The sequence below is a fragment of the Streptacidiphilus melanogenes genome, from assembly GCF_000787835.1.
In the GTDB taxonomy this organism is placed as follows: Bacteria; Actinomycetota; Actinomycetes; order Streptomycetales; family Streptomycetaceae; genus Streptacidiphilus; species Streptacidiphilus melanogenes.
Window position 1 is genome coordinate 13,926 of record NZ_BBPP01000030.1, and the last position, 18,269, is coordinate 32,194.

Sequence of the window (18,269 nt, forward strand, 5' to 3'; positions counted from 1 at the left end):
GGTATGCATGGGGTGTCAACTCCCGCCCGGATCGGAACCCCATCATGGCCGGCACCATCAGCCCCTCTGGCGAGGTCGAGCTCCCGGAGAGCCTCGGCTACCGAGTGAAGAAACGTTTGCTCGGTAAGCCCCTGGTCACCGAGCAGCTCGGCCACGAGAAGCTCTCGAACTCCGTCGCACTCGGCGTGCTGGCCTCGGACTGCATCTCGTCCATGGCGTACGGCTCCGAGCAGATGCTGGTGATCCTGATCCCCGCGATCGGCATCGCCGCGTTCACCGCGCTGATCCCGCTGACCTTCGTGATCCTGGGCCTGCTGGTCCTGCTGACCTTCTCGTACCGCGAGGTCGTCTCGGTCTACACCCGGGCGGGCGGTTCGTACGTCGTCGCACGCGAGAACTTCGGCCCCCGGATCGCCCAGATCGCGGCCGTCGCCCTGCTGATCGACTACATCGTCACCGTCGCCGTCCAGGCGGCCGCCGGCACCGACGCGCTGGTCTCCCTCGGGCAGTTCCTGTGGGGCAACAACGCGTTCATATCCGACGTGGCCGACCACAAGCTGTGGCTGACCGTCGCCGTCGTGCTGCTTCTGTGCTGGGGCAACCTGCGCGGCATCCGCGAGGCCGGCCGGGCCTTCGCCCTCCCCGCCTACCTGTTCATGGGCGCGATGGGCCTGCTGGTGATCGTCGGCTTCCTCCGGTTCCTCACCGGCGACCACACCCAGCTGAGCACCCACCAGCCCGGGATGTACGCCCTCGGCACGGGCGAGCACGGCTTCTTCTACGGCGCTGCGCTGCTCACCATGCTGCGCGCCTTCGCCAACGGCGGTTCCTCACTGACAGGGCTGGAGGCCATCTCCAACGGCGTCAGCGTCTTCCGCAACCCGCAGGGCAGGAACGCCCGCAAGACCATGGTCGTCATGTCCGCCGTGCTGGGCACCGGCGTCCTCGGCGTCTCGCTGCTGGCGCACATCACGCACGCGACGCCGTTCGTGAACGGCACCCCGACCGTCGTCTCGCAGGAGGCCAGCTGGGCCTTCGGCAACAGCTGGTACGGCAACGCGGCGCTGGTCTTCGTGCAGCTCGCCACCGCGCTGATCCTCTACACGGGCGCCAACACCTCCTTCAACGGCTTCCCGTTCCTGGCCAGCTTCGTCGCCGAGGACTCGTTCCTGCCGCGCCAGCTGACCCGCCGCGGTCACCGGCTGGCGTTCTCCAGCGGCATCATCGTGCTCACCGTCGTCTCGCTGCTGCTGCTGATCGGCACCGACAGCGATCTGACCCGCCTGGTCAGCCTGTATGCGATCGGCGTCTTCACCGGCTTCACGATGGCCGGCGCGGGCATGGTCAAGCACCACCTGGACCGGCGCGAGGGCAAGTGGAAGATCAAGGTCGCGGTCAACGGCGCGGCCGCGATCGCCTCCTTCGCGGTCGTCGGGATCTTCGCGGTCACCAAGTTCACCGAGGGCGCCTGGCTGGTCGTGGTGATCTTCCCGATCGGCGTCTGGTCGCTGATCAAGGTCAACAAGCGCTACCGCGAGGAGGCCGAGGCGCTGGCCATGGCGCCGGTCGACGCCACCAGCCCGACTCCGCGCCGCCAGGTGATGTACATCCTGGTCGACCGCGTCGACCTGGCCGTGCTCAAGGCGATCCGCTACGCCCGCTCGATGCGCCCCGCCGAGATCCGCGCGGTGCACTTCATGACGGACGACCGCGAGGCCGACCGCCTGCGGCTGCAGTGGAGCAACGTCGAGGTCGGTGACCTGTCGCTGGAGATCGTCGAGTGCCCCGACCGCCGGATCACCCGCGCCCTGGTCGAGCTGATCGCCCGCACCGCCAAGCGGGAGAAGAGCCAGATCACGCTGCTGATCCCGGAGCGCAACTACTCGCCGGTCCTGGGCCGTCTGCTGCACCGCCGCACGCCCGACCAGATCGCCCGCGCTGTCGGCAAGCTGCCGAACGTGGTCACCACCATCGTCCCGTTCGACGTGGTGAGCGCCCACGACGAGCTGGAGGACGCCGCGGCGTCCGGCATCAAGGTGGAGAAGCTGGACCACCTCGACCACACCCTCGAGGGCACCGACCACGCCGATGAGGCCGACCACGTGGACCACACCGAGTCCAAGCACTGAGACCGGGTCCCCGTCCGACCCGTCGCAGGCGCTGAGCGCCCCCGCCCGGACTTCCTGGGCGGGGGCGCTCTCGTTTACCGTCCTCGGGTGAGAGGTAATGAGCAACGCACGGGTTTGTGGCTCGGCTTCGCCGCCTACGCGATGTGGGGGTTCTTCCCCCTGTACTGGCCGCTGCTGAAACCGGCGGGCGCCTGGGAGATCCTGGCCGACCGGATGGTCTGGTCCCTGGCCGCGGCCGTCGTGCTGCTGGCCTTCCAGCGGGCCAGGCGCCCGGACGCGCTCGCCTGGATCCGCCCGCTGCTGCGGCAGCCGAAGCGGCTCGCGCTGATCGGCCTGGCCGCCGCGGTGATCAGCGTCAACTGGGGGATGTACATCTGGGGCGTCAACAGCGGGCACGTGGTCGAGACCTCGCTCGGCTACTTCATCAACCCGCTGGTCACCATCACCTTCGGCGTGCTGGTGCTCAAGGAGCGGCTCCGGCCCGCGCAGTGGGTCGCGGTGGCGACGGGAGCCGGGGCGGTCCTGGTGCTGACCCTCGGCTACGGCCGGCTGCCCTGGATCGCGCTGACGCTGGCGCTCTCCTTCGCCACCTACGGGCTGCTGAAGAAGACGGTCGCGCTCGGCGGCCTGGAGGGCTTCGCCGTGGAGACCGCGTTCCTCTTCCTGCCCGCCCTGGGCTACCTGCTGTGGCTGTCCGCGAGCGGGGGGTCCACCTTCACCGGCCACGGGTCCGGCCACACCGCGCTGCTGGCCCTGTGCGGGGTCGTGACGGCCGTCCCGCTGGTCGCCTTCGGCGCGGCCGCGGTCCGGGTGCCGCTGACCACGATGGGGCTGCTGCAGTACCTGGCCCCGGTCTTCCAGTTCCTGCTCGGCATCGCGGTCTTCCACGAGCACATGCCGCCCGAGCGCTGGGCCGGCTTCGCGCTGGTCTGGGTGGCGCTGCTGGTCCTGACGGTGGACGGGCTGCGGCAGGCGCGGAAGGGAACTGACGTCGCGTCGGGCGCGGAGCGCGACCCCTTGACAGCGGTGGGTCCCGGGGTTTCTGATATGCGCGATCCTGTTTGATTGCGTTCAGGGACGTCCGACTCTGTGTGAGGCGGTGTCCTCCGCGGCGAGGGGAGCGAGGGAGCGACATGCTGGCGAAGCGGCGCCAGTCCGTGATCCTCGCGGAGATCCGCCGGTGCGGCAGCGTGCGGGTGGGGGAGCTGTCCGCGCGCTTCGGCGTCTCCGACATGACGATCCGCCGGGACCTGGCGGAACTGGCCCGTCTGGGGCTGGCCCTGAAGGTCCACGGCGGGGCGCTCCACGCCGACGGCGCAGGCGGCGTCGAGCCCGGCTTCGAGGCGAAGACGGAGTGGGAGCCGGAGGCCAAGGACGAGATCGCCCGGCTCGCCGCGCGGCTGGTCCGCCCCGGCACCGCGATCGCGCTCTCCGCAGGCACGACGACCCGGGCCTTCGCCCGCCACCTGCTGCGCGTGGAGCGGCTCACGGTGGTCACCAACTCCGTCCGCGTCGCCGAGGTCTTCGCCGAGGCCCGGCGCCCCTCCCGGCCCGGCCCGACGGTCGTGCTGACCGGCGGCGTGCGCACCCCCAGCGACGCGCTGGTCGGCACCATGGCCGCGCTGGCCCTGCACGACCTCCACGTCGACCAGCTCTTCCTCGGCTGCCACGGCGTCGACCCCACGGCGGGCCTGACCACCCCCAACCTCGCCGAGGCGGAGACCAACCGCGCGCTGATCGCCTGCGCGGGCAGCGTGGTCGTCCTCGCGGACCACAGCAAGTGGGGGGTGGTCAGCCTGTCGTCCTACGCGCCGCTGTCGGCGGTGGACACCCTGGTGACGGACGCGGGGCTGCCGTCCGGGGCCCGGGAGCAGGCCCGCGCCGTCGTCGGCCGGATGCTGGTGGCGGGGGCCTGACCCTTTAGGCGGCGTACTGCTTCGCCGCCGCCTCCAGCGCCGTCTGGAGGCGCCCCGGATCACGGTTCGTCACGAACGAGTTGAGCGCGGAGTCGATCGCGTTGTTCCAGGCCGCGCGGGCCACCACGCCGTGGGTGAGGGAACCGACGACCTGCTTGGTCGTCCACTCCACCATCGACCAGTTCGAGTACAGGTCGAACAGGCCCCGCTCGGTCGCGCCGATGACCGCGCGTGGCGGGATCGCGCCCTTGACGGTGGTGAAGGAGTCCTGGCCGGCCTGGCTGCCGCACTCGACGAGCCAGGCGATGGCCGCGTCGCGGTCCTTGGCTCCCTTGGGCAGGGTGAAGCAGTCGGAGGCGAACAGGAAGGCCTCCGAGGTGCCGGGGGCGGTGGCCCAGGCGTAGTCGCGGTGGGGGGAGAGGCCGGCGAGGGTGAAGGTGGCCTCGGTCCAGTCGCCCATGATCTGGTAAGCGGCGCTGCCGTTGCCGACCATCGCGCTGGCCTGGTTCCAGGTGACCTCCGCGGTCGGGTTGACGGCCAGGGAGAGGATCTCGCGCAGCGCAGCGAGGGCCGCGGTGACCGGTTGGGAGCCCCAGTCGCCGCCGCGCCGCCACAGCGCGGGCCAGCCCGCGGCGCCGAGCTCGGCCAGCAGCAGGCACTCCATCAGGTGCTTGAGCTGCCAGATCTCGTTCGGCGTGACCGAGATGGCCAGCGGGTTCTTTCCGGTCGCGGCGACCTTGTGCAGGGCGCTGACGAAGTCGGCGACGGAGGCGGGGGCGGTCGGGACCCCGGCATGGTCGCAGACGCGTCTGTTGGCCCAGATCAGGTTGATGTGGTGGATGTCCAGTGGCACCGACCACTGCTTGCCGCCGCGCTGGGTCAGCTGCAGCAGCGTGGGGCTGAGCAGCCTGTCCCAGCCCTGCTGCCGGTAGAGGAAGCCGAGGTCCTCCAACTGCCCGGCGTCGACGTAGTCGTCGAGCATCGCGCCGGCCTGACCCTGGAAGGTGTCCGGCGGGTTGCCGGCCTTCAGGCGGCGGGCGAGCTCGGCCTTCGCGTTGGCTCCGGCGCCGCCGGCGACCGCGCGGTTGACGAAGTCGATGTGCGGGTTGTGCACGTGGAACTCGCTGACCAGGGAGGCGAGCGCGGCCGCCTCCCCGCCCTCGGTCCACCAGGAGAAGACCTCCAGGGAGGCGGGGGTTCCGGAGGGTCCGGTGACGCTGGTGCTGCTGCTGGCGCAGCCGCTCAGCAGCGCCGTCCCCGCGCTGAGGCCGGTGAGACCGGCGGTGGCGAGGACGGCGCGGCGGCTGATGCTCATACGTGATGCCTTCTGGCTCGAACCGACGACGCCCCCGCACTGGGCGTGTGTGACGGTCCATGGCATCCGCATCAACTGTGGTGCGTCAAGGTGCCTTTCAGCAGGTGAGACGGGGTGCGTCCAGGGTTCTGACACCCCGTCGAGTGGTGTGGACCACGTTGGGCGCGCCTTCCCTCACCAGGGTGCTACGGAAGCTGGAAGGTGGCCTGCACCGGGTAGTGGTCGCTCGGGGACCGGGTGTCGGTCTGCCCCTGGGTCCAGCCGGCCTGCGGGTCGAAGTCGGTGGTGACCGACGGCAGCGCCAGCGGGGTCGGGCGGCCCGGGGCGTTCAGGTAGCCGACGTAGTCGAGGCTGTCCTGGTAGTCGCTCGGGAAGGTCTCCACGCCGGACATGTACTGGCACCAGGCGGAGACCGGGCAGTCCATGGTGGTCAGCTGGGTCGGGTCGGTGGCGGGGGTGCCCAGCACGCCGCCCACCGCGTTCTGCGCGTTGGCGTAGTCGCCGCGCGAAGCGCCGTGGAAGTACTCGACGTTGAAGTCGCCGCCGATGAGGACCGGCGCGGAGGAGCCGACGATTCCGCCCACCCAGCTCTTGATCTCGCCGAGCTGGGCGAGGCGGGTGGCCTGCGTGGTGTCGGTGGAGGTGCCGGACTGGTCGGCCTGCAGGTGCGTGCCGACGACCCAGGTGTTGACGCCGTTCTTGTTGATCTCCGCGAGGGCGGCGCCCTTGTTGGAGTCGTAGTCCCAGGTGCCCGAGGTCGAGTTGGAGAAGACGTGGGCGTACTGGGCCTTGATCGGGTACTTCGAGAAGATCATGGTGCCGCCGTTGATGACGAACAGCGAGTTCGAGCAGTCCCCGCTGATGCCGTTCCAGCCGCCGCCGGAGCAGACCTGGCCGACGACCGGCGTGTGGTACGGGTACTGGGCGGCGAGCGCGCTCTCGATGCTGCTGGTCGAGCTGTGGTTGAACAGCTCGTCGAGGACCACCACGTCGGCGTTGTGCTGCTCGATGATCGACTCGATGACCGGCGTGCGGCCGGCGGCGTTCTCGTTCTCGGTGCTGTCGACCACGGAGGTGGCCAGGTCGACGTTCCAGGCGAAGACGGAGAGCGAGTTGCCGCTCGTCGTCGCGTGGGCGGCGGGCGCGACGGTCAGGCCGCCGAGAACGGCGGTGGCTGCGGCGACGGTGGTGGCGAGCAGAGCGCGCTTGCGCACGAGGGTCTCCTCGGTAGAGGCGGGCCGGTGCATGACGGACCTGCACGCTAACTACCGAGAAGTAAGTTTGGAAGAACGATGCGTGAGCAGATGTGATCGGCCGACCGAAGACTCGGTCGACCGATCACTTGTCCAGACTAGTTTTTGCAAAAGATCTTCACTTGTCTGGACTGCTTCCGGGTGTCTCTGGACTACTTGGCGAGGTTCTCGAGGAACTGCGGGGTGACCGCGCCGGCGTAGACGGTGCCGTTGTCGGTGATCAGGACGTTGAACGCCTTGGTGCTGAAGAGCGTGCCGCCGGGGACCGAGTGGCCGAGGGACTTGAGCGCGTCGGCCGGGTTGCCCCCCTTGCCGTTCTTGCCGTCCTTCGCGGTGGCCGACGGGCTGATCCTGTAGACCGTCGTCCAGCCCGTGCCGATCACCTGGACGTCGTCGCCGTGGGCCGGCGCGCCCTGCGGCTTCTGCACGCCGGGCCGGCCGGGGGCGTGCTCCCCGCGCGCGGCCTGCGCGGCGGGCGCGGTGGTCAGCTTCGCGCCCTGCGGCAGGGTGAAGTCGAAGGTGCTCGCGGCCGGCTCGTCGTAGCTGATCGACGCGAACCGCACGTCGGCGATCGGGCTGCTTCCGTCCGACGGGTCCACCTGCACCCCGAGCGGCATGTCCGTCCGCGCGTCCACGGAAAGGCGCACGTCGCCGATCGTCGAACCGTGCCCCTTGGGGGAGATGACGAGGACGTAGACCTGGCGACCGGCCACCATCGAGTTGCCGTCCACCGAGACCGAGCTGAACGGCGCGATCTCCTGAAGCATCCGCGCCGCGTCCGCCGGGGTGGTCATGGCCGGGGCACTCGGGTGCGTGGTGGCCTCGTCCGGGTTGATCCCGGTGTACTGGGTGGCCTGGTTGCTCCGGCTGTCGTACGCCCAGGCCTCGGTGCCGTTGTGGATGAAGCGCACCGTGGCGCCGGTGTCCGTCGAGCTGAACGCCTGACGGTTCGGGCCGTCCATGGCCACGGTGAAGTCGTGCGTCCCGGACAGCAGGCTCAGCAACTGCTGCTCCGCCTGCTGGGCCTGCGGGCTCGAAGCGGCGCTGGCGCCGGACTTGGCGTCCGGGGCGCCCGAGGCGCCGAGCGCCGAGGGCAGCTGGGAGACCAGCTCCGAGGGCAGGCCCAGGTCCACCGTCGACTCGATGGTGCCGGAGAAGACCTGCTGGTGGCTGCTCAGCGCACGCGCCAGCAGGTTCTGCGCCGACACCGACGGCAGCGAGGGCCCCGCCGCCAGCGCCGTCCCCGCGGCCACGGAACCCGCCACGGCCGCCACGGCCGCCGACACCAGCAGCAGCCGCTTACGGCTCGTCCGGGCGGTGCTGTTCGACATTGATCGTCCCTCCGTCGTCATGCAGGATCGCTCTTTCCCACGCTGCTATTGAACGCCTCACCCCACCGACACGGCATCGGCCCACGGGCGCAAAGCCGCTTCCACCCGTCGGACTACGGAACCCTGAGACGATCTCAGGGTTACTCAAGGGCCGGTCCGGCAGATCCGCGTATGGTTCACCTCATGAAGGACCAGTCGAACGCGCAGCCGGGCGTGCAGCCGACCGAGAACGCCATGCGACGCGCCGTCCACCGCGCGCGGACCGGCGTCGCCCTCGACGTCGCCGAGGCCGCGGTGCTGCTCCAGGCGCGCGGTGAGGCCCTCACGGAGCTCGCCGCGTCCGCCGCCCGGCTGCGGGACGCGGGGCTGGAGGCGGCCGGCAGGCCCGGCGTCATCACGTACTCGAAGAGCGTCTTCATCCCGCTCACCCGGCTGTGCCGCGACACCTGCCACTACTGCACCTTCGTCACCGTCCCGGGCAAGCTGCGCCGAGCCGGGCACGGGATGTTCATGTCCCCGGACGAGGTGCTGGACGTCGCCCGCAGGGGCGCGGCGCTCGGCTGCAAGGAAGCGCTGATCACGCTCGGCGACAAGCCGGAGGACCGCTGGCCGGAGGCGCGCGAGTGGCTCGACGCGCACGGCTACGACGACACGATCGCCTACGTCCGCGCCGTCTCCGTCCGCATCCTGGAGGAGACCGGCCTGCTGCCCCACCTCAACCCGGGGGCCATGTCCTGGACGGACTTCCAGCGCCTGAAGCCGGTCGCCCCGTCCATGGGCATGATGCTCGAGACGACCGCGACCCGGCTCTGGTCCGAGCCGGGCGGCCCGCACTACGGCTCCCCGGACAAGGAGCCCGCCGTGCGGCTCCGGGTGCTGGAGGACGCGGGCCGCTCGTCCGTCCCCTTCACCTCCGGGCTGCTGATCGGCATCGGCGAAACCCACGAGGAGCGGGCGGAGTCCCTGTTCGCGCTGCGCCGGATCTCCCGGGCCTACCACGGCATCCAGGAACTGATCATCCAGAACTTCCGGGCCAAGCCGGGCACCGCGATGCGCGGCATGCCGGACGCCGAGCTGGACGACCTGGTCGCCACGGTGGCCGTGGCCCGGCACATCCTGGGCCCGTCGGCCTGCCTCCAGGCCCCGCCGAACCTGGTCGACAGCGAGTACGAGCGGCTGATCGGCGCCGGCGTCGACGACTGGGGCGGCGTCTCGCCGCTGACCATCGATCACGTGAACCCCGAGCGTCCCTGGCCGCAGATCGAGGAACTGGCCGAGCGCTCCCGCGCCGCCGGTTTCGAGCTGCGCGAGCGGCTCTGCGTCTACCCCGAGTACGTGCGTCAGGGCGAGCCGTGGCTCGACCCGAGGGTGCTGCCGCACGTCCGCGCGCTGGCCGACCCGGAGACGGGCCTGGCCCGCGAGGACGCCTTCCCGGTCGGCCTGCCGTGGCAGGAGCCGGAGGAGGTGTTCACCGCCACCGGCCGCACCGAACTGCACGTCGAGATCGATGCCGAGGGCCCGGGTGGGGGCCGCAGCGGTGACCGTCGGGCGGACTTCGACGACGTCTACGGCGACTGGGAGTCGCTGCGCGAGGTGGCGGCCGCGGCGGGCGCCCCTGATCGTCCGGGAGTGGAGCGACTGGACGCGGACGTGCGTGAGGCGCTCGCCGTCGCCGCCGACGACCCGCGCCGGCTGACGGACCCGCAGGCGCTCTCGCTGCTGCATGCCGACGGCCCCGCGCTCGACGCGCTCTGCTCCGTCGCCGACGCGGTCCGCCGGGACGTCGTCGGCGACACCGTCACCTACTGCGTCACGCGCAACATCAACTTCACCAACGTCTGTTACACCGGCTGCCGCTTCTGCGCGTTCGCGCAGCGCCGCACCGACGCCGACGCCTACACGCTCTCGCTGTCCCAGGTCGCCGACCGCGCCGAGCAGGCGTGGGAGGTCGGCGCCACCGAGGTGTGCATGCAGGGCGGCATCCACCCGGACCTGCCCGGCACCGCCTACTTCGACATCGCCCGGGCGGTGAAGGAGCGCGTGCCCGGCATGCACGTGCACGCCTTTTCGCCGATGGAGGTCGTCAACGGCGCGACCAGGACCGGGTTGTCCATCAGGGACTGGCTCGCGCAGGCCAGGGAGGCCGGGCTCGACACCATCCCCGGCACCGCCGCAGAGATCCTGGACGACGAGGTCCGCTGGGTGCTGACCAAGGGCAAGCTGCCCGCCGCGACCTGGGTCGAGGTCGTCACCACCGCGCACGAGCTGGGCATCAGGTCCTCGTCCACGATGATGTACGGGCACGTCGACCAGCCCCGCCACTGGCTCGGCCACCTGCGGCTGCTCGCGCAGATCCAGGAACGCTCGCTGGAGGCCGGACGGGGCGGCTTCACGGAGTTCGTGACGCTGCCGTTCGTGCACACCAACGCGCCGGTCTACCTCGCCGGCATCTCCAGGCCCGGCCCCACGATGCGCGACAACCGGGCCGTCACCGCCATGGCCCGGCTCCTGCTGCACGGGCGCATCCCCAACATCCAGACCAGCTGGGTCAAGCTCGGCGCCGAGGGCGCCGCTCAGATGCTGCGGAGCGGCGCCAACGACCTGGGCGGCACGCTGATGGAGGAGACCATCTCCCGGATGGCCGGCTCCGCCTACGGCAGCTACAAGTCCATCCGCGACCTGGAGGCGGTCGCCGCCGCGGCCGGCCGTCCGGCCGCCCAGCGCACCACCCTCTACGGCGAGGTTCCCGCCGAGCGGCGCGCCGCCGCGCTGGCCTCGGACGGGCACCTGCCGGAGCTGCTGCCCGTGGTCGAGTAAGGGGCGTTCCGGAGCCCGCCCGGGACACCGGTCATCGGTCACCGGTCACCGGTCAGCGCATGATCTCGCCCGCGTTGACCAGGAGCGACTGGCCGGTGATCGCGCGGGCGCGGTCGGAGGCGAGGAAGATCGCGGCCTCGGCGACGTCCCCGTCGGTGGCCAGCTCCGGCAGGACGACCCGCTCACTCAGACGCCCCACGACCTCCTCCCGCGGGACGTTCTCGCCGGTCGCGGTCCAGGTGACGTAGGCCTCCACCATCGGGCCCCACATCCAGCCCGGCAGCACCGTGTTGACGCGGATCCTGGACGGGCCGAGCTCCCGGGCCATGCTGTACATCGCGCTGGTCAGCGCGCCCTTGGAGGCGGCGTAGGCGGCCTGCCGGACCTGGGACGGCGCGGCGATGGCGGACTGGGTGCCGACGATGACGACCGCACCGCCGCGTTCGCGCAGCGCGGGGAGGCAGGAGCGGGTCAGCTGCAGCGTGCCGATCAGGTTGACGTCGATGACCCGGCGCCACTCGTCGAAGTCGGCGTCCTCCAGCCCGCCGAACGACTGGTCCATGGCGGCGACGTGGATCACCGCGTCGATGCGGCCGAAGCGCTCGACGGCGAGCGCGGCGAGGGCGTCGCAGCGCTCGGGGTCGGCGATGTCGGTGCGCTTCCACGCGGTGGCTCCCGGGCGGGTCGCCTCGATCTGCTCGGCGGTCTTGACCAGGTTCTCCTGTGTGCGCGCGCCGAGCACGACGCTGGCGCCGTCACGGGCCGCGGCCAGCGCGACGCGGTGCCCGAGACCCGGCCCGACGCCGGAGACCACGACGGTGCGTCCTTCGAGCAGCATGGCGATCCTCCCGATAGCCCTTTTCTGACGATGCGTCAGAGTAGGGTGTCCGGCCGCAGGGTGCCAGAGTCGGGAGTTCGGCGGGGGTCGGTGGGGCTGCGCGGGTCAGAGATGGGTGACACCGACGAGCGCCCAGAAACGCTCCAGCGGCTCCGCCTCCGGCTCCTCGGTCGCCGCGGTGGCCGGGGCGCTCGCGCCCCACAGGGCGCTCGAGGTGGCCTTCTCGGCGGCGAGGGCCTGGAGCGCGTGGGTGACCCACTCCTCCGACAGCGTCGGCACGAGGTCGCGCACCGGGCGCACCTGGGCCTGCCAGCGGCCGTCGACCGCGCGGCGCAGCAGCTCCTCGAGGTCCTCCTCGCGGCCGCAGGCGCGGACCAGCACGGGCGGGGAGAGCCGCAGCGCGGTGGCCAGGTCGCGGGTCTGGGTCCGGTCGCCGGTCCAGCGCACCTCCAGCTTCGCGTACTCGCGGGGGGTGACCCGGATCCGGCGGGCCACCTCCTCCTGGGGCAGGTCCAGGGCGAGCCGGTGGTCGCGCAGCGACTCCGCGCGGCCGCCCATCAGCTGGCCCGGCAGGCACCACAGCACCCGCGCGAGCGCGATCAGTTCGCGCTCGGTGGGGTGTGCGCCGCCGGTCTCCCAGGCGATGACCAGGGCGGGCGGCACGGGCATCGCGTACTGCTCGGCGAGCGAGCGGGCGACCATGGCGGGGCTCAGTCCGAGGGAGGAGCGCACGGCACGGGCCGCCGCTGGCTCGAACGGAACCGGGACGGAGGAGGCAGGGGTGCGTCTCGGCATGAATCGGATGCTAAAGGGACAAGGCGGGGCGGCCCAGGCAACGATCGCACAAGGCATCCGGAGCCCCGCCGGTTCTGCCTGGAGCTTCCTCTGGGCAGTTGCCGATATCTGACTTACCGTCAGCTCCATGACGGATGCGGATGACGCGGAAGAACTGCAGCGCTACACCGAGCTGGCCGCGCGCGGCCCCTACGGCGTCGCCATCGGCAGTGCTCTGATCACCATGGTCGAGCCCCTGCCGGGCCACGAGTACGCCTACAACCGTTGGTACGAGGACGACCACTTCTACGCGGGCGCGATGGCCATGCCGTGGATGTTCGCCGGGCGCCGCTTCGTCGCCCCCCGCGAGCTGCAGCTGCTGCGGTACCCGGAGAAGTCCGCGGTCGCAGAGCCGGTCACCGCCGGGTGCTACCTGTCGGTGTACTGGGTCACCCAGGGCCGCCACGAGGCGCACATGCGCTGGACGGTCCAGATCAACAAGCGGCTGAACCGGGACGGCCGCGTCTACCGCGACCGCACCCACGTCTTCACGGCCTTCCAGCAGCACGTCAGCACGTACTACCGGGACGGCGCGGCCGGGCCGCGCGACATCCACGCGCTGGACCACCCCTACCAGGGGCTGGTGATGGAGGTCGTCGACACCGAGACGGCCGAGCAGCGACGGCAGCTGACCGACTGGCTGATGGACCGGCATCTGCCGTCCCGGCTCAGGTCCGGCTCGCCGGCGGCGATGTGCACGATCTTCGAGCCGCTGCCGTTGCCGGTCGACCGCATGTCGTACGTCAAGCCCGTCGACGGGACGGACACCCGGCTGACCCTGCTCTGGTTCCTGCAGCAGGACCCGCGCGGCTGCTGGGACTCCTTCACCGGCCTGGACGGGGAGGTGGCCGGGGCGGTCCCTGGCGCGCGGGTGGAGCTGGTGGCGCCGTTCCTACCGACCCTGCCGGGGACCGACGCCTACGTCGACGAGCTGCGCTGACGGCCACATGCTCAGGGGGTGCCCGGTGGGGGCGCGGGGTCTGCCCCCGCCGGGCGACAGGTCAGGCGCGGTCGAGGGAACCGGTGGCCACCTCGGCGAGGAAGGACTGCCAGGCGTCACGGGAGAAGGCGAGGGACGGACCGGCCAGGTCCTTGGAGTCGCGGACCATGACGGCGTCGGCGGGGCGGGCGACCTCGACGCAGGCGTTGGCTCCGGAGTAGCTGGACTTGCGCCAGTCGAGGGCGCCGTCGCGGTGGTCCTCAGTGATCATTTCCATCTCCAGTCGGGAGGAGCGAGCTGACGATCCGCTGATCGCGTTTACGGGTGCCAGTCTGCCCACACCGTCCCGCCGCTGGGAACTGTCGACTGTCGGCGTTCACTCATCCGAAAGGATTTGAGGAATGCACCGCTGCTCTCGCCGGGCCGTGGTGTATTCTTCCGCGACTTCGCGATCACCGAGTGTGCAGTTTGGCGACCTTGTCCACGAGTTCGCGGGTCTGCTCCGGGCCGAGCGCCTGCGCCTGGAGGTGTTCGTAGAGCGTCGCGTAGGCGCGGACGTCCGACTCCTTCTCCAGATAGAGGTCGCTGGTCACGCCCTCCAGGTAGACGACCGTCGCGTCGGAGGCGTCCCGGTACTCCAGCACGGAGAAGTTCGCGGTCATACCCGGGTGCGCGCCCACGCCGAAGGGCAGCACCTGCACCGTCACATGCGGCAGCAGGCTGGTCTCGATCAGCGCCTCGAGCTGCGCCCGCATCGTCTGCGGGCTCCCCACGACGCGGTGCAGCGCGGCCTCGTCGACGACCGCCCACAGCCGCAGCGGCTCGTCGTTCTTGCGCAGCAGGTCCTGACGCACCATCCGCACGTCCGTGCGCTTCTCGATCTGCGCGGGCTGGGCCTCCGGCTGGATGCCGGCGACCACGGCGTGCGCGTAGTCACGGGTCTGCAGCAGGCCGGGGATGAACAGCGACTCGTAGGTGCGGATCGAGACCGCCTCGGCCTCCAGGCCGATGTAGACGCTGTACGGGACGTCACCGAAGGCGTGCCACCAGCCGCGTTGCCGCGACTCGCGGGCCATGGTCATCAGGCCCTCGATCATCGCCGGATCGCTCACGCCGTAGACGTCGCACAGATCCCGCACGTCGCGCTGGCTGATGCTGCGGCGTCCGTTCTCCAGACGGCTGATCTTCGACTGGGAGACCAGCAGCTGCTGCGCGACCTCCTCCGCGGTGAGGCCTTTCTGCTCGCGCAGCCGACGGAGCTCGGCCCCGAGCCGGCGGCGGCGGACGGTGGGATTGACACTGGCGGTCGACACGGTCTCTCCTGGGCATCGATGGACTGGCACGCCCCTATAGCCAGCCAGGATGCCATCCCGACACGCCCTCATGTGGCTCAATCGGCCCGCTTCTTGACGGATTGGCTCAGAGGCGGAACGATTCTGCGCCCACAGCTGCCGCCCTGGAGACCTGGTGAGCGCGAGGAAGCGGCGGCGAAGGGTGGTTCGCCGCCGCTTCCGCTCGTGTCGCGTGTCGCGCCTCGCGTGTCGTGCCTGACGTGTCGTGCTGTGCTTGGTGTCGCCCGGACTACCTGATGCCCGCGCGGACCATCCCGGTGACGACGGCGGGCCGGGCTGCCGGACGCGCGGTCGGACGAGCGGCTCCGCCGCCCGCGCGCACCTGCGTGGTCGGCATGCCGTTCTGCACGTCCATGACCGCGTGCGCGACCATGCCGCCGAGAGGGTCGTAACGGATCAGGTCGCGCAGGCGGGACCTGCAGGACCGTCCCTCGTTGCCCGGGTAGAGGTGCTTGCCGAGCCCGACCGAGTGGGCCAGCGCGGCGAGCGCGGCGGTACGCGGGTCTGGGGGGACCCCCGTCCGGATCGCCGCGTCGAGGCGTTCCTTGATGGCACTGTTCGTGCAGTCGTCCGACGCCTGGTAGCGGGTCGTCGGCAACACTCCGCACACCTGGCCCGGCACGGCCTTCACCATCTCGCACCGTTCCAGGTGTGCGAGATAGGTCTGGCGCAGGCCCAGTCGCGGGCCGCCGATCCACTGTACGGCGCGCACCGCACTGCCACGTCTGCGCAGCAGTTCGAGCGCGTGATCGAGGGTCGGGTCGCCGGTCGGTCGCGGATTCACCACGGTGATCCGGTCCCCGTCCGGGACGATGCGTCCGGCCATGGCCAGCTCGACGAGCTGTGCTCCGGCCAGTCCGAGGTCGAGCGTCTGGGGCTGCGCCGTGGTACCCGTGGCCGGGTCCAGAGCGAGCAACAGCAGCTCCTCGGGAATTGTTCTGCGGCTCCTGCCCATCCAAGCCTCCCCGCGTGGATGCACAACAGAGTGACGCCTCTCACACCCTGCTGTCGAGAGGGCCTCGAATGTGACACCTCGCCGTGATCTTTCGGAACCGTCCGCGGGCGGGCTCTCGTCTGATCGTGCGGCCGGTCGGCGGCCTGGCGAGCGCGGATGTGCGCGCGGGTGCAGGAGACTGGTGCCAGGCAGAAGCGGCATGAGCATGAGCTTGAGGAGGCTGGGTTACGTGGGTGAGTCCCCCGACAGGTCGAACCGGACCGCGGGAGCGGAGGAGCAGCAGGAGGCGGAACGGTCGACGGCCGAGGCGGTCACCCCGGCCGCGCCCACCCCCACGGACTCACCCACTCGCACCCTCCGCCCGCGCGACGCACGCGAGGAGGACACTCCGGAGGAGCGCGAGGAGGAGACGGACGCGGCCGAGGACGCGGACGACGCAGAGGCGAACGCGGACGCAGAGGCGGACGCAGAGGCGGATGAGCACGCGGACGCGGCGGAGCCGAAGGTCGACGCCGAGACGCGCCTGCTGCGCGGTGCGGTGATCGAGAAGGCGCCCGAGGCGGCCGAGGCGGCGGGGTCCGAGGCGGCCGGGGACGGCGAGCCCGAGGCGTCCGGGGAGGCTGATCCCGAGGAGCCGGAGTCGGCCGTCGCCGACGAGACGCGCTTGCTGCGCGCCGCTGTCGTGGGGAAGTCGACGGAGGCCGCCGCGGTCGAGCAGTCCGGCTCCGCCGAGCGGTCCGAGAGCGCTGAGTCTGCCGCGGGTGGGGGCGATCCCGAGGAGGCCGAGCCGGAGTCAGCCGTCGACGACGAGACGCGCTTGCTGCGCGCCGCGGTGATCGAGAAGACCCCGGAGGCGGAGCCCGCGGCTGAGGACGAGCCCGAGGATCCCGACGAGGCGGAGGACGAGGACGGGGCCGAGGCTGAAACCGACGAGGAGCCCGAGCCCGAGGCCGCGGCCGACCCGGAGCCGGAGGCCGGCCCGGACCTCGAGCCGGAGGCGGGGACGCCGCCGGTCGTCGCCGGGCCGCGGTCCGTCGCGGACGAGGAGACGCGGCCCATGTCCGCGTTCCCGCCGCTTCCGCCGCCGCCGGGGCCGTCCCGGCCGGCCGGGACCGGTGCCGAGCCGGCGCGCGGCCTGCCGGCGGGGGCGACCGCTGTCGCCGACTCTCCCGAGACGACCGTCGAGGCGATGGAGGTGCTGGCCGGTCTCAGTGCCCGGCCGATGACACCCGCACGGATCGCGCTGCGGCGGGTGCGGCTGTACGGGGTGCTGCTGGTCCTGCTCGTGCTGGTCCTCGGCACGGTGCAGGCGCTGCGGCCGCTGCCGTCGCCGAAGCTGCAGCAGTCCGCCGTGGGCAGCTACGCGTTCGCGGGCGGGCGGCTGTCGCTCGCCTGGCCGGCCAACGGGCAGGCCGCGGTCTCCGTCCCCGGGCTCGGGTCGATGGGGAAGAGCGGCAGCGGCAACCCGGTTCCGCTGGCGAGCGTGACCAAGATGATGACCGCGTACATCGTGCTGCACGACCACCCGCTGAAGACGGGTGAGCTCGGGCCGACGATCACCGTCGACCAGGGTGCGGTCGACGACTACAACACCGGCAGTAAGTCGGGCGAATCGGTGCAGAAGGTCGCGCCCGGGGAGAAGCTCACCGAGTACAAGGCGCTGCAGATGCTGATGATCCCGTCGGCGAACAACATCGCCCGGCTGCTCGGGCGCTGGGACGCCGGCACCGATGCCGCGTTCGTGCAGAAGATGCAGGCCACGGCCGCGCAGTTGGGCATGACGCAGTCGACGTACACGGACCCCAGCGGTCTGGACGCGACGACCCGCAGCAACGCCGACGACCAGCTGAAGCTGGCCACCGCGGCGATGGCGGACCCGGTCTTCCGCGAGGTCGTCGGTACACAGTCGTTCGACTCGCCGCTGAACGGGCTGACTCCGAACACCAACACGCTCGTCGGCCACGACGGCGTGATCGGGATCAAGACCGGCACCAGCACGGCGGCGCTGGGCAACCTGGTCTGGGCGGCCGAGCAGTCGGTGGGCGGAGTGGACCAGCTGATCGTGGGTGTGACGCTGAGCCAGCCGGCGATCGGCAGCGGGCCCGGGCAGGGCATCCTCGACCAGGTGCTGGCCAACAGCAAGAAGCTCGTCGTCAGTGCCGAGCAGGCGCTCCAGGGGCACACGATCGCGCACAAGGGCGACGTGGTCGGCTACGTCGATGACGGGATGGGCGGCCGGACGCCGGTCGTGGCGACCGCGGACGTGCAGGTGGCGGGCTGGAGCGGGCTCTCGGTCGACGTCTCGCTGCGGCCGCTCGACGGCAAGGCGGTCCCGCACAGCGCGGCGGCCGGCACGGTCGTCGGCGAGCTGGTGGTCGGCAGCGGCCCGACAGCGCAGACGGTTCCCGTCGCGCTGCAGTCCGGTCTGACCGCTCCCGGTTTCGGCGCGAAGCTGACCCGGCTGACCTGACCCGACCGATCCGGCCCGACCGATCCGGCGAGCTGACTGCGCATCACCTTCACGGAGCGCGCCCGTCCCATCCGGGACGGGCGCGCTTTTACGTCAGGCCGAAGGTGTATCAACCGGAC

At 71.4% G+C, this 18,269-nt stretch carries 14 protein-coding genes; 6 read left to right on the plus strand and 8 right to left on the minus strand.

All coding sequences use genetic code 11. From position 1 onward, the window contains the following. The first annotated feature begins 44 nt into the window (after window positions 1–44). The 3 genes from TR49_RS26790 (at window position 45) to TR49_RS26800 (ending at window position 4,045) form a co-directional block, all read left to right on the plus strand. Window positions 45–2,129, plus strand: a complete 2,085-nt coding sequence (locus TR49_RS26790; RefSeq protein WP_063770178.1) for an APC family permease — start codon at window positions 45–47, stop codon at window positions 2,127–2,129. Window positions 2,130–2,270: 141 nt separating this feature from the next. Beyond that, window positions 2,271–3,194, plus strand: coding sequence for an EamA family transporter RarD (gene rarD, locus TR49_RS26795; RefSeq protein WP_439654133.1), 924 nt, complete (start codon window positions 2,271–2,273; stop codon window positions 3,192–3,194). A 68-nt stretch (window positions 3,195–3,262) separates the two neighbouring features. Further along, a complete protein-coding gene (locus TR49_RS26800; RefSeq protein WP_042386347.1) occupies window positions 3,263–4,045 on the plus strand; it encodes a DeoR/GlpR family DNA-binding transcription regulator in 783 nt (260 codons plus the stop codon). Between the two features lie 4 nt (window positions 4,046–4,049). On the opposite strand, the gene TR49_RS26805 is transcribed toward TR49_RS26800, so the two are convergent. From TR49_RS26805 to TR49_RS26815, 3 genes are all read right to left on the minus strand, one after another. Then, the gene (locus TR49_RS26805; protein WP_042386348.1) at window positions 4,050–5,360 is read right to left on the minus strand and encodes an ABC transporter substrate-binding protein; all 1,311 of its coding nucleotides are present in this window, start codon (window positions 5,358–5,360) and stop codon (window positions 4,050–4,052) included. 185 nt (window positions 5,361–5,545) lie between these two features. After that, complete coding sequence (locus TR49_RS26810) at window positions 5,546–6,574, minus strand: sphingomyelin phosphodiesterase (RefSeq protein WP_236653547.1); 1,029 nt, start codon at window positions 6,572–6,574, stop codon at window positions 5,546–5,548. Between the two features lie 191 nt (window positions 6,575–6,765). Further along, entirely contained in the window at window positions 6,766–7,944 is a 1,179-nt protein-coding gene (locus TR49_RS26815) for a hypothetical protein (RefSeq protein ID WP_052434662.1), read from the minus strand. 183 nt (window positions 7,945–8,127) lie between these two features. On the opposite strand from TR49_RS26815, the gene TR49_RS26820 reads away from it, so the two are divergent. Then, window positions 8,128–10,761: a bifunctional FO biosynthesis protein CofGH gene (locus TR49_RS26820; protein ID WP_042386352.1), complete on the plus strand. Its 2,634-nt coding sequence runs from the start codon at window positions 8,128–8,130 to the stop codon at window positions 10,759–10,761. Between the two features lie 52 nt (window positions 10,762–10,813). Here TR49_RS26820 and TR49_RS26825 read toward each other — a convergent pair whose 3' ends face one another. Continuing rightward, a complete protein-coding gene (locus TR49_RS26825) occupies window positions 10,814–11,599 on the minus strand; it encodes an SDR family oxidoreductase (protein ID WP_042386354.1) in 786 nt (261 codons plus the stop codon). Window positions 11,600–11,704: 105 nt separating this feature from the next. Beyond that, window positions 11,705–12,394, minus strand: a complete 690-nt coding sequence (locus TR49_RS26830) for a helix-turn-helix transcriptional regulator (protein ID WP_063770179.1) — start codon at window positions 12,392–12,394, stop codon at window positions 11,705–11,707. Window positions 12,395–12,521: 127 nt separating this feature from the next. On the opposite strand from TR49_RS26830, the gene TR49_RS26835 reads away from it, so the two are divergent. Continuing rightward, window positions 12,522–13,373, plus strand: a complete 852-nt coding sequence (locus tag TR49_RS26835; RefSeq protein WP_042386355.1) for a hypothetical protein — start codon at window positions 12,522–12,524, stop codon at window positions 13,371–13,373. Window positions 13,374–13,434: 61 nt separating this feature from the next. On the opposite strand, the gene TR49_RS26840 is transcribed toward TR49_RS26835, so the two are convergent. The 3 genes from TR49_RS26840 to TR49_RS26850 form a co-directional block, all read right to left on the minus strand. After that, on the minus strand, window positions 13,435–13,644 hold the full coding sequence (locus TR49_RS26840) for a DUF397 domain-containing protein (RefSeq protein WP_152627473.1): 210 nt from the start codon (window positions 13,642–13,644) through the stop codon (window positions 13,435–13,437). Window positions 13,645–13,825: 181 nt separating this feature from the next. Next, window positions 13,826–14,686 carry a helix-turn-helix domain-containing protein gene (locus TR49_RS26845; RefSeq protein ID WP_042371291.1) on the minus strand — a complete coding sequence of 287 codons (861 nt, stop codon included), beginning with the start codon at window positions 14,684–14,686 and terminating at the stop codon, window positions 13,826–13,828. 268 nt (window positions 14,687–14,954) lie between these two features. Then, complete coding sequence (locus tag TR49_RS26850; protein WP_042386358.1) at window positions 14,955–15,680, minus strand: GOLPH3/VPS74 family protein; 726 nt, start codon at window positions 15,678–15,680, stop codon at window positions 14,955–14,957. A gap of 229 nt (window positions 15,681–15,909) precedes the next feature. On the opposite strand from TR49_RS26850, the gene TR49_RS26855 reads away from it, so the two are divergent. Next, window positions 15,910–18,150, plus strand: coding sequence for a D-alanyl-D-alanine carboxypeptidase (locus TR49_RS26855; RefSeq protein ID WP_052434664.1), 2,241 nt, complete (start codon window positions 15,910–15,912; stop codon window positions 18,148–18,150). The last annotated feature ends 119 nt before the right edge of the window (window positions 18,151–18,269 follow it).